The 10,927-nt window shown below is 58.6% G+C and carries 12 protein-coding genes; 4 read left to right on the plus strand and 8 right to left on the minus strand.

From position 1 onward, the window contains the following. The first annotated feature begins 745 nt into the window (after window positions 1–745). A complete protein-coding gene (locus tag F3H95_RS26520) occupies window positions 746–1,228 on the plus strand; it encodes a helix-turn-helix domain-containing protein (protein WP_149748175.1) in 483 nt (160 codons plus the stop codon). A gap of 88 nt (window positions 1,229–1,316) precedes the next feature. Beyond that, window positions 1,317–2,093 carry an Abi family protein gene (locus tag F3H95_RS26525; protein WP_149748176.1) on the plus strand — a complete coding sequence of 259 codons (777 nt, stop codon included), beginning with the start codon at window positions 1,317–1,319 and terminating at the stop codon, window positions 2,091–2,093. On the opposite strand, the gene F3H95_RS26530 is transcribed toward F3H95_RS26525, so the two are convergent. The 3 genes from F3H95_RS26530 to F3H95_RS26545 form a co-directional block, all read right to left on the minus strand. Next, window positions 2,040–2,483: a hypothetical protein gene (locus F3H95_RS26530; RefSeq protein ID WP_210248600.1), complete on the minus strand. Its 444-nt coding sequence runs from the start codon at window positions 2,481–2,483 to the stop codon at window positions 2,040–2,042. The genes F3H95_RS26525 and F3H95_RS26530 overlap by 54 nt on opposite strands. Window positions 2,484–3,611: 1,128 nt before the next feature. Continuing rightward, window positions 3,612–4,634 (minus strand): dienelactone hydrolase-related enzyme, encoded by a 1,023-nt coding sequence (locus F3H95_RS26540; RefSeq protein WP_149748178.1) that lies wholly within the window; start codon window positions 4,632–4,634, stop codon window positions 3,612–3,614. After that, complete coding sequence (locus tag F3H95_RS26545; RefSeq protein ID WP_107341959.1) at window positions 4,624–6,240, minus strand: hypothetical protein; 1,617 nt, start codon at window positions 6,238–6,240, stop codon at window positions 4,624–4,626. The genes F3H95_RS26540 and F3H95_RS26545 overlap by 11 nt, the downstream gene beginning before the upstream one ends. A gap of 201 nt (window positions 6,241–6,441) precedes the next feature. On the opposite strand from F3H95_RS26545, the gene F3H95_RS26550 reads away from it, so the two are divergent. Then, on the plus strand, window positions 6,442–6,705 hold the full coding sequence (locus F3H95_RS26550; RefSeq protein WP_137039933.1) for a hypothetical protein: 264 nt from the start codon (window positions 6,442–6,444) through the stop codon (window positions 6,703–6,705). A 180-nt stretch (window positions 6,706–6,885) separates the two neighbouring features. Here the strand turns inward: F3H95_RS26550 and F3H95_RS26555 are convergent, their stop codons facing one another. The 5 genes from F3H95_RS26555 to F3H95_RS26575 are packed head-to-tail and all read right to left on the minus strand — an operon-like array spanning window position 6,886 to window position 9,411. Next, on the minus strand, window positions 6,886–7,191 hold the full coding sequence (locus tag F3H95_RS26555) for a hypothetical protein (protein ID WP_107341908.1): 306 nt from the start codon (window positions 7,189–7,191) through the stop codon (window positions 6,886–6,888). 46 nt (window positions 7,192–7,237) lie between these two features. After that, the gene (locus F3H95_RS26560; RefSeq protein ID WP_107341907.1) at window positions 7,238–7,474 is read right to left on the minus strand and encodes a hypothetical protein; all 237 of its coding nucleotides are present in this window, start codon (window positions 7,472–7,474) and stop codon (window positions 7,238–7,240) included. A gap of 10 nt (window positions 7,475–7,484) precedes the next feature. Continuing rightward, the gene (locus F3H95_RS26565) at window positions 7,485–7,931 is read right to left on the minus strand and encodes a hypothetical protein (protein WP_149748179.1); all 447 of its coding nucleotides are present in this window, start codon (window positions 7,929–7,931) and stop codon (window positions 7,485–7,487) included. Between the two features lie 29 nt (window positions 7,932–7,960). After that, window positions 7,961–8,959, minus strand: coding sequence for a hypothetical protein (locus F3H95_RS26570; protein WP_244618156.1), 999 nt, complete (start codon window positions 8,957–8,959; stop codon window positions 7,961–7,963). Next, window positions 8,956–9,411: a protein psiB gene (locus tag F3H95_RS26575; RefSeq protein WP_107341905.1), complete on the minus strand. Its 456-nt coding sequence runs from the start codon at window positions 9,409–9,411 to the stop codon at window positions 8,956–8,958. Before F3H95_RS26575 ends, F3H95_RS26570 begins: the two co-directional genes overlap by 4 nt. 723 nt (window positions 9,412–10,134) lie before the next feature. On the opposite strand from F3H95_RS26575, the gene F3H95_RS26585 reads away from it, so the two are divergent. Further along, a complete protein-coding gene (locus F3H95_RS26585) occupies window positions 10,135–10,653 on the plus strand; it encodes a helix-turn-helix transcriptional regulator (protein ID WP_149748181.1) in 519 nt (172 codons plus the stop codon). The last annotated feature ends 274 nt before the right edge of the window (window positions 10,654–10,927 follow it).

Below are 10,927 nucleotides of genomic sequence, written 5' to 3' on the forward strand. Positions count from 1 at the left end.
AGCGGGAATTCTCGACACGGTTTTGACGGAAGAAGGGACGCCGCAGGAGGCTTAGCATAGCGCCGCGAAGCGGAAGCCGGGACCGACTTCCCCCGGCAAAACCGTTCCGTGCTTCTACAGCCTGGGCGTTGCGTTGATGATGTAGTGGGCGATCTGAAACAGCCGCTCAACAGTCGCAGCCAGGCTTCAGTTCATCTGGGACAGCTCGCATCTGGCCGTTTCGCGCCAATAGGCGACATTGTGCCTGCCGCAAAACTCCCTATTCTGCGACGTCGCAAAAGTCAGGAAAACAAGTGTCGCATTAATTGGGATTTTCGCGAAAGCCACGGCGGAAAGCCAAGTCCAAGGGGCAATGTTTTTAATATCGCACTCTGCGCCCGCCGTCCGATCTCGATTGTGCCCATGATTGATCTCCGGGCCTATTCGCGTTGGCTGACGGAAACCTGAGTTTCAGCCTATATTCGCCGTTTCGATCGGTGAGCCGGCATACTAAAAGGGGGCTTTGCTGTAAAAACAGCCGCAATGGTGCGGAAATTGGCGATCCCACCTGTCTGGCAGGAAATTACCCCACGTGGGGGCATAATCCTACCATTAAAGGAGCGCGTATCTTGTAACGCAATACGGGGATACAGCACAATTAGCGTATGTACGGGTACCCCCTCCAATTTCCATACCCCAAATAGCCCGTAGCATTGAATGCCGGTATTGGCCCGCGTATCTTCTTTGCATGAAGGAGATTTAAACGATGAGCGCCAAGACTACTGAAGCAGAAGTGATCGACTTTCCCAAGCCAGCTGCCCGCAAACCGTCCTCGACGGAGCGTATCTGGGGCAAAGCCATTTATAGTCATGGCTATGCCGGCATTCCCTCTATCCTGATCCAGGCGCAGCGCCGCCTTGGTATCAACTCCATGCAGATGAATATCATCATTCAGCTGCTGGATTACTGGCATGAGCCGTCCCGCAAGCCGTTTCCTGCGAAGAAGGAACTGGCAAAGCGGATGGATGTCACCGAAAAGACCATCCAGAACAATATTCGGGCCCTCGAAAAGGCCGGCTATATTCAGCGTGAGATGCGCAAGACGGCTGCAGGGGACTGGAATAGCAACATCTACCACCTCGACGGCCTGATTGCGAAAGTGCAGGCCCTGGAGCCTGAATTCGCGGCCGAGAAGAAGCAGCGCAAGGAGGCCAAGGCCGCCCTGCAGACGCCGAAGGGCCTCAAGTGAGGCAGGCAAAAAATTACCCCGGCCGCATGCCTAGGGCAGAGACGGTACCGGGGTGTACAAATACCAATGTAAAGCAGGTGAGGAAAAAATGCAAGAGGAGGTAGGTAAGCCGGTTTCCTATGAAGCGCTTGAGATGGCGCTCTCCCTGGAGCGGTTCGGACGCTATATGGATTGGGCAAAGGACGACCGTACCCGCGCTATCGAGCTATATACACTCAACACCCTGATTTCGGAAAGCCTTTATACGCCGCTCCAGATGCTAGAAGTGGCCCTGCGGAATCGCATTCATGTAGTCATGACCGAGGCCGTCAATGAAAGCTGGTTCCATGAAACAGGTCAGCTGCTGGGTGAATGGCAGCCCGATCAGCTCGCCAAGGCTATCCATGACATCGAGGAGGACAGGAAGGAGCCCACCCCCGGCCGCATCGTCGCCGCGCTGACTTTCAGTTTCTGGACCGCCATGTTCGGCAAGGATTATGAGACGCTGTGGCAAACGACGCTGCACAAGATCGGCCGCAAGCCGGATGGGAAGGGGCTGCGAAGGAAGGATTTTTCAGGCCCCCTTGCGCAGATCCGCAGTCTGCGAAACCGTATTGCGCATCATGAGCCGATCATCATGTGGAATCTGCCCAAGCGTTACGAAAGCATGCTGGAAATGACCAGCTGGCTTTCACCCCCTGCCGCTGAATGGTGTCAGGCGCACTGCCGCTTCCTTGACGTGTATCCGCACGCGCCGATCGAGCTATATCAGCCACCCAAGGAAAAGAAGGATCAACAGGCGGTTGCGCATGAACAGCCGCGCGAGGAACCGTCAGGTGTCGAGCATGTCCCAGTCGTCGCCAGTGACCCAACGCAGGGCGGATAGTTTTCCGTTGATCATCCCCCACTCGAAATCGCTCCACGGGCCTAGATTGTCGATTCCGACCTCATCTTCCGTTCTTTTCGCGGCCGCAAGCGCGCCCGCCCATATCGTGTCGAGCGTCTGATCCTGCCGATAGGGTGACCGGGAATATTCGGATTCCGGCACCACATGATGCGTGCAGTCCTCAATTTCCGTCCGGAGGTTCCAGTGCCGGTTATACCAGACCTGGCGGAACAGCAGGTGCTCGGCCTCAAGGATCTCCGACAGTCTCCGGAACTGCGGCGAGTAATTGAATTCAGCGTCATGATCTTCGAGCAGATCCGGATCGACATCCTTCAGCGTATCGAGCAGCGAAACCCAGTAGCGGGATTTCGGCGGCAGAAAGAGCGGCACCAGATCCGGGTGCGGTAGCCGACGATCGCCGTTCGGGTCGCTGAAGTCCTTGATGTTATGGGTGACAAATCCGAAGCGCGCGCCGTCCCGTTCGGTCCCAGGCCGGATCGCGTCGAACCCTTCCTAACCGGCGAGATTGGGCGGGGGCAAGTTTCTTCGCAGAGCAGCGAGAAGCAGGTCTAGATCCCGCTTGGCAGCCGCCGCCAGCATGAGGTTGTCCGCAACCTCATGCTGGCGGAGAGGACTTCCGTCTCCTCCCAACCTCGGCACATGGCATCCTCTACCAGGTCCTGCAAAACAGTCTCCACCGCCATCTGACACGCGATGTAGCGGCTTTCGTCCTTTTCGGGTGGCGCTTTTGGAAAGTCGGTCATCTTCCAGCAAATATGCTTCCTGCTGGCGGTTGGAAGGCCCCGGGTTCGGGATCACGACGGATAGGCCGCTCCCTGCAGGGCAGGGTGCGGCCGTAACTCACTGAGGCTTGTTGTCGTTTCCGGCCTTGCTGTTGAGCTCGACTTGATAGCTGAACTCGACCTTGGCGATGAGCGGAAGCATCACGGCGATGGAGAACCGAAGTTGGCCTTTGCGGGACGGCTCACTGAGGCTTGTTGTCGTTTCCGGCTAGGAGCATCGACGCGAGCTCAACCACCGCTGCAGCATCACAGCGATGGAGATCCGACCTGGCGGCCGGATCACGATTTGCCGGTCGAAGGCAAAGACGACGGCCGGGGCTACGAAGGCCGCGTTTTCAGGCCGCTCCTTAGTGGCCGTACGTAATCTATTGCTGCGCACGACACGTCAGGCCCCGCCTTAGCGTGCAACCCTAAAGGGTTCTCCTCTCCGCTTCGCTCCATTGCGATCGCTACGCGATGCACTCGGCGGTTCAAGCCGTATTCGAGCTTCGCGATTACGCACAACCACTAAGGAGGAACCTCTGATGAAAACGCTCGTAACCTTCTGCCAGAAAACCGGCCGTCGCCTTCGCCAGTTCATCAACCGGCAAATCGCGAAGTTGTCCCGTTTGCGGGGCGCGTCCGTCGTGAGGGGGAAGGGGAGTTTGAGGGGAGGGGCCGAAGGGGGCTCCCCTCATTGCGGTTGGGTGCCGCTCGACGCGGCGCTCAAGCGCTCCTAAGCCAGGGCGGCCTCGCGCTTGCGCACCAGAAACCGCTTCAGGCTCCATCCGGCTCCCAAGATGTAGGGTAGCCGCCCCAGAGAGTAGTGCCCGCAATTCAGCCGCAGCACGCCCACTCTGGCTCCGGCATTCTGCAGCCGCCCTAGCAGGCGTTCTGACAGGTCCGGCAAAACAACCGTGTCCCTCGATGCTAGGACGACATGAAGTTCGAGGCCTGGCCGCGCCAGCCTGTCTGCATGGTTTTCAAGATTGAGTGATGCCCACGCTCGTTGCAGCTGAGCAAGCGTAAGATGCGGCTCGAGGCTCTTCCGGATCGATCGGGTTGCGCGCCCAGTCCAAACCATTTCGGCGAGGCTTCCTGCCGTGAGGAAGAGCGACGCCCGAGAAACGGCGGTTTCATGCGCCGCGACCAGTCCGGCTATCCAGGAACCAAGACTCATCCCGAGGACGGAAACATCCCGATACCCCTCGCGCTTCAGCCAGCAGATAAGCTTGCGCCCGTCCCATACAGCCTGTCTGACGGCCTGCACCGTTCGGCCGAGATTGGCGCTGAGCATGTAATCGGCATAGAGCGAGCCCGGGCGCTTGCGCTCCAAGTGGTAAGGCATGGCGATCTCGATCACTGTGACCCCTTGCCAGGAGAGGAACCCGGCAATCTGCCGGTTCCGACTTTCGGCGTTCCAGTGATGGAAGATCACCACCGCCTGATCGCGTTTTCCGCTCTCCGTGATCCTGGCCCACACGATGTTGTTTTCAGCAACATCGGTTGAAACGTCCGAAGGGAACGTCAGCCAGCCATCCCTCAGCTCAAAGCTATGATCGCTCGCATCAGGCAGCTCAAAAAAGCCCGGATCAACGGCGGACTTTTCCGCGAGAACGCAAAACCCCTCTAGCGTTTCAGCCGCCCCCATGCCGGGAAATGCACGATCGGCGTCCAGAATGAGGTCCGTGGTCTTCTTGGCCTCTTCGCCGCGTTGGGCTCGGCCCTCGTCCCAACGATCCAGCCAATTATGAAACATGGCTGTCGCCTCTGATCTCACGGGCACACCAAGCTGACTCAAATGCCGGATCGAATAGACCATAGCTCGCAATGAGCGCGGTAACGATCAGCAAAACAGAGAAACCATCGAACGCGTCGATCAACATGTATGAGACGAAAAGCAAACCGATCACCGCAGACATCTTCCACAAGGGGGAACGAAGCCGCCGATCATCCCCCAAGCGGATTGCTCCATACACAAAGACGCTGCAGGTCGAAAGCACGACGAGCAAGCTGCTGTAGTGTGTGGGCATGATGTAATCGAAGGTCCTATCTCCATCGTCGTAATCTGCCAGCGCAGCCCAGACATCGCGGATCAGCCATGTCACGAAATCCGGGCCCTGCGATGCGAGATAGGCACTTTGTGCCTTCATGCAGATGGCAGCAAGGACGACGAGCACGGAACATCTGAAGACCCCGCGCATGATGCGCAGACCGATTTCACTGGTGTCCGGCCAGCCTCTCTGCTCGCCAAGGAGTTCAGTTCCGCGTTTAAGCTTCCATAGATCATGGATGATCGTATGCAGCAGGATCAGGCCGGCGAACAGCAGGTAGAAGCTTGTGGACATGTAGAGATAGGCAAGGGCGGTAAATACGATTGCCGCCGGCGTCGATAGGATATCCGGCCTGATGATACCGATCGTCCCCCAGCTTGGGGCAAAATCCTGCGCTTGCTCAAGCAGAGGGATAAGCTGCACGCCGATCCATTGCACCACGCCCGCGAATAATATGCAGATCAGGAAAACTGCCCAATAGGTCTGTGAGTTGGCCTGCAAATTTAGCGTCCAGGCGTCGCCGCTTCTTACACGATCAGCCTCCGCCAGTAACCTGAGCCGGCCATCATGCTTCCAGAAACCCAGAAGCTCGATAACGACGGCGAAAAACAGTGGCAACAGCACCATGAACAGGAAGGTCCAGTTCGGTGCCCAGAGGAAGCCAACCTGCTTCTCGATACCATCCGCGCGCACATAGGTGATGCTGTGGATCCCCAAAATGTAAGAGAGGAATCCGAGGGCGGACGAACCGGCGAAGATCCAGGCCGGCAAGTTCAGATGTGATCCGTGCGAGAAAATCGCCTCGGTCTTGATTGCCAAACCCCTTGGCCGCTCCGCTGGCATGGTTTGAAGGTCCACCGAGACGACGGGCGTTAGCGGAACCTGGTTTTTTTCTGGCGCTGACGTGTCAGGCACACGCAGGGCAGTCGCAGTCGAGCCGCTGGTCTTCTTTTGATCTCGCCGCCTGGCGGTCAGACGCGTTTGGGCCGAGCTGAGCTCATTCAGCCAATCATTCGTCGCCTCGCGATCGTCGCAACCGAAGATGCGTGCCAGCCAGCGAATGTTGGCCGGACTGATGCCTTTGTCATTCTCCTGAAACCAGAGCTGGACGGTCCGAAGATCCACTCCGACACGGTTGGCGTCGATCTTTGAGATGGCATCCGCCAGTAGCTCCGGCGTCCACGGGCCTTGGGGAAAACCGTCTTCACCCAAGGGGCGTCCGGCACCCGCAGCAGCCATTTTCTTGAACAGTTCCTTGAAATCGCTTCCATCCGCCGGCGGTGGAACAAAAATCTTACCGTTTTTTTCCAATGACTTACAGCCCAAGATTTCGTCTTGTTTCGTATCCTATCGTGCGTTGTGGACGATTTGATGGTCTGAGACGATCCCCAATGCAACTAGATCGGTGAGGCATCCGCCATGCTACTGTCGTCATCCAGTTCGCGTTCGTCCCGTGAAGCAATTGCCGCTCGATGCACCAAAACGGCTCCGGCATTGTCCACGTCCAGGAGAGTGGTAACGGAGATCGCAGCTGGTGCGACAGGAGAAAAACCCTCGCTTCATGAGCTGATCGATCAGCATTCAGCGGCAGTTCAAGGGGGAAAAAAGGCGAAGGAGAGCCGCCAGGCAATCATCAATTATGAGCCAAAAGGCGACGGTGAAGCATATCTGAAGCTGACCTATCTGGCCGGTTATCTGATCGCGACCAGGAGCTCATTATCGATCCAAGAGCTGAAGTCGATTTCTGAGAACTCTGGCGCTCGTGGACGCCCCTGACGTTCCGATCCCGGCCTCGCTTCAGCGGCAGCAATCGGGCGGGAGGGGAGCCGAGGGGAGGGGCACGGGCTCCCTTCGGGCGGACCGCAGCCCGCTCGATGCGGCCAGGTTCGCAACTGCCAAAATGGCTACGGGGCCAGTTCTTCCGAACCAGCCCCGCAGCAAAGCATCCAACAATTGTCAGCGTACCAATCCTAGCCGCTCGCCAAGGCTTGGCAGCGTCGGCGTTCCCGCTTCCTTTGTCATGGCGACGATGGCCTTCTGTGACAGCCCTTCGATCTCATAGCCAAAACGGCGCGCGCTCTCGATGATCGATTCAAGGCTTGGGTGCTGCTCAAGATGCGTCCCGAACCATAGGGCATATTCGTCGGTTTCCTCATCGGGAAACGCCTGCAGAAAGAAGGTGCGCAACGGCGGATCATAGCCGATTACGGCGTTCTCGTCGGTCTCTTCGTCGGTTTTCACGGTCACGGTGTAGCGGCTCAATGGTGTCCCTCCTGATGTCGGGCCGCATCGAAATGCGGCCCAGGTCCTATTTGAACAGCGGCATTGACCGCTTATTGGTCAGGCTGGCGCGGTCGGTCTCAAAGCGGTAGCCGTCCCAATCCTTCCACGCTTCCCAACCTGTCGCGGTGGCGCGTCCATACCAGACGCGCACCTTGATCTTATTGTTTCTAAGGTCCTCGACAACCTCAACCGTGTGGCTCCCGCCTAAACCGGAGGGCGTGTCGAAGACCTCAACGCTTCGGCGCTGGCCGTTGCTTTTCATGCTTCGCCTCCTACAGCCGGAAATGGGCAACCAAGCCCTGATTGGCTCGGTGGCTTGCCAGTGCATAGGCGCACGCCTGCGCCAGAAGGTCGGGATTCGCTGTCATGCCCGACTTCGCGCGTCCCTTGATGTCGGCTTTCAAGTCGTCATCGCTGGTCCCAACGTGCATGTTTCCGACAATCCAGCGCAATTGCGCATAGGGGATCTCGTCAACGCGCCGAACAGGCAGGGCCGAAATCAGGCCCATGCGCTGACTGGCCGCCTCTCCGGCCTCACTTGCCTCCTTCTTGGTCGGGAAATAGGCTTTCACCAGTTGGCGGCGCTGCGCGTCGGCGGCGCTCACGAAAGCGTTCGAGCCGTCTTCTTGGGTGTATAGGCTCCAGTCGGCGGCACTGCCGCCGAACATGGCATCGCCTCGGCCGGAAAACTCCATGACTGTAAAAATTTGCTCATTCATGTGGGGATCCTCTGCTCTTCCGGGGCTGATCAAGCGGCGCTGTCGCCGCTGATCGATTTCAAGACACGACTTGCCGCATAGCGTCCGGCCGCGTTCAAGTTGCGCTGCCACGCTCCTTGCGATGGGGACCAGCGGAACCCGTGAGATTTCAGGGTGCGCCGCGTCTGTTCGTCCGGCTTGCCGGGAAACAGCAACTGAATGCGGGCCATGTCGGCATTTTCCTTGACCGTGACGGCTCCTGCCTCCGTCTCGACGTCCTCGGCGCGGTCGCCGCGCTTCTTCATCGCAGCAAGCGAAGCGAGGCGGGTTTGCATGCGGCGCAGTTCGGCGCGGGTGTTGGTGGTGGAAAAGCCGCGTCGGTTCTGCCACGGGGCAAGGGTAACGCCACGCGATGCCCTCTCCTCGTCCATGCCGGTTTCGGCCACCACACGGGCCAGAATGTCGGCTTCGCTCGCCTGATCCTTCTCCATCCGGCGAATGATGACATTCGCCCGTTTCATCCGGTCGATGGACAGTGCCAGGTCTTCGATCCGCGAGGCGATGCGCTGCATGGCTGCCGGGTCACTGGCTCGGATCGGCTCGTCATCGCTCCCGTGGGGAAACGCCTTGCGCTTCACTGCTTTTTTCGCAGTCGCGATATGGGCTGAGATGTCAGCACGGCGGGCGTCTGAAACTCGCATCCGCTTTTCATTGCGGGCGACGGGAAAACGCGCAGGTCCGGTGATGAACCAGTTCATGCAACGGCCTTCCGCTGCCCAATACTTGGCGGTGATCTCGACATGACGGCGAGCAAAGGCCTCTAGTTCAGCATCTGGCAGGGGCAGTTTTGCTTGCTCCCACAGCTCCACCATGTAGGCGGCAAAGCCGTTCAGGCGCTCTGCCAGCCCTTCCAGTTCGGAAAGGGTGCGCCGCTCCGGAAAATGAGTAAGGGCATGGAAGCTATGTTCGACGTCGTTCGCCGCGATGGTCGCGGCAAAGGTTCCGGCGAGAATGGACAGGGTGCGGTCCTCGACAACAGCGATGATCATCGGACTACCCCCGCCATGACGGTTGGGTGAGTGCGGGTGATACGGGTCTGGAACCCGATCAAGGCGCCGCCCAGAATGACCCCATTGGGGGAATGCTCGTCTGCCTTGGCAAAGACCGGATCAAGAACCGGCTTGCAGACGTTCAGGCGGGCCGCTGCTTCCTCAATTCTGATCTGCGGCGGTAGGACATGCGCGCCGTCCAGGCTGGCAAGAACGATCTTTCCAGCCAATGGCTGCGGGTAGCCGTCAAAGACGGTGAAGGCGGTCAAGCCGTCCCGCAAACCCTCCTCATCGACGATAAGAACGTGGTTCGTGTCGAATGGCACCACCTCGACAAGCTGGCATCCAATCAGCCCGTAGGTCTGAGAGAATGCGCGAGGTGCTGCGACCTCTGCGGCTTGAATGGTCCCGGCTTCCGGGTCCAGCAGGTAAACGGTTGCGGTTGTGGTCATAGTTCTCACCCTTTCTCCAATTCCGCGAAGCGGTCTTCTCGTGCCCCTCGTGGGCAGGAGCCCCGCTCCTGTTCCCGAGTTCGCGCGGAGCAGCGGGGGAGAGGGTGGCAAGGGGATAAAAACGGAGGGGGTTCGCCCGCCCGAGGCAAAGCCGAAAGGGCGTCGTGTCAACGGCGCTCCTGCACAAAGCGCTGCCCCAAGGCTGCGCGAAGGAAGGACGGGGAGACCGTTTTTTCCCCTTGTGAGGGAGAGGGGGCAGCGCTCCTCTTTCCCTCATCAAAGAAACAGACAGGACGCCTCCGGCGTCACTGCTTTATCCTGGCCTAGGCTGGCAAACCGCTGATGCTGATTACTGTGAAGAGCAGTAGGGGAGGGGAAAGGCCGCCCCGATACGAGGCAGGGCGGCCTCCGTAGGCACGCGACAAGAAAGGGCTAGAGACTTGCCACGACCTGACTTGATCAACAGCCAATATGGGTCGATCGGGCGAGGCTGTAAATGTTCCGAACGGATTTTGCCTGCGATGAAACTGATTTGAGGCGAAGCCGCAGCGCAACCGATCGTCACCCGAATGGGCGGAGACAGTGTCTGCTGGCTCCGTGCCGAAGGCATAGAGCGGGGTCGCAAAGCGATGCGCCAAAGCAGCTATCCAGGGTAGACTTTCGAGGCACCATCTTTAATTGTCCCGGAGGAACAACGATGAAATTCCAGTGTGGTTGGTGGCAATGGCAGGTTTCGGACTCGAGCAGTGGGTAAGCTATCTCGGACTTGAACGCGTTGTAGACCCAGACAAAGATCATCCGGTTTATCGCAAGCCGCTCGACGGAAAGATCATCGATCTCAGGCAACTGGATCTGCTGGTCGCGCAAAGGCTGCGTGACCTGCGAACCGACAGACAACTTGCGCAAGCCAAAGTGGCCATGCTGCTAGGGATGAAGGAGGCAACCTACGCCCGCTACGAAAACGCCTCATCCTTGATGACCGTCGGACGCCTACTCCACGTTTTCGAAGTCCTGAATATCACCCCGGAAGAGTTCTTCGATCCTCTCGTCAACGAGCAGCCCTCTCACTCCAAAGCCGAGTCACGCGAAGCCCTGAGAGACCAGCTGATGGAGGAAACGGTCGACCACCTGAAAAAGCTCGACGATACGACCTTGAAGATGGTGCATGATCTTGTGCTTGCCATGGAGCCCCGGACGATCGAGAAGCAGAAAGGGAATGGCGCGGCGAAAGCCGCGCCATAACTTGCACTCAATGGGTTGGCTCTGGTTTCTACCGCGCGCCGGCCGCCATTGGCGAATAGCCGGCGCTCATGCGGCGTCCTTCCCCCCTTCTGGCGAAGGCACCGCTCGGATCGATCGGCGCCAGTCCGAGATCCGAGAAGGACAATGAAGAACATCGGAGCTTTCAGCATAGCGCCGCTCCTCCTTCAGGGGCGGGAAAGCGGGAATTCTCGACACGGTTTTGACGGAAGAAGGGACGCCGCAGGAGGCTTAGCATAGCGCCGCGAAGCGGAAG

The organism is Rhizobium sp. RU35A (genome assembly GCF_900156005.1).
Taxonomy (GTDB): Bacteria; Pseudomonadota; Alphaproteobacteria; order Rhizobiales; family Rhizobiaceae; genus Neorhizobium; species Neorhizobium straminoryzae.

Bases quoted from the DNA above. Each gene is read 5' to 3' on its own strand.
- F3H95_RS26570 (WP_244618156.1), bottom strand. From the start codon at position 8,959: ATGATCATCGCTGTTGTCGAGGACCGCACCCTGTCCATTCTCGCCGGA.
- F3H95_RS26540 (WP_149748178.1), bottom strand. From the start codon at position 4,634: ATGTTTCATAATTGGCTGGATCGTTGGGACGAGGGCCGAGCCCAACGC.
- F3H95_RS26585 (WP_149748181.1), top strand. From the start codon at position 10,135: ATGGCAGGTTTCGGACTCGAGCAGTGGGTAAGCTATCTCGGACTTGAA.
- F3H95_RS26520 (WP_149748175.1), top strand. From the start codon at position 746: ATGAGCGCCAAGACTACTGAAGCAGAAGTGATCGACTTTCCCAAGCCA.
- F3H95_RS26525 (WP_149748176.1), top strand. From the start codon at position 1,317: ATGCAAGAGGAGGTAGGTAAGCCGGTTTCCTATGAAGCGCTTGAGATG.
- F3H95_RS26565 (WP_149748179.1), bottom strand. From the start codon at position 7,931: ATGAATGAGCAAATTTTTACAGTCATGGAGTTTTCCGGCCGAGGCGAT.
- F3H95_RS26560 (WP_107341907.1), bottom strand. From the start codon at position 7,474: ATGAAAAGCAACGGCCAGCGCCGAAGCGTTGAGGTCTTCGACACGCCC.
- F3H95_RS26575 (WP_107341905.1), bottom strand. From the start codon at position 9,411: ATGACCACAACCGCAACCGTTTACCTGCTGGACCCGGAAGCCGGGACC.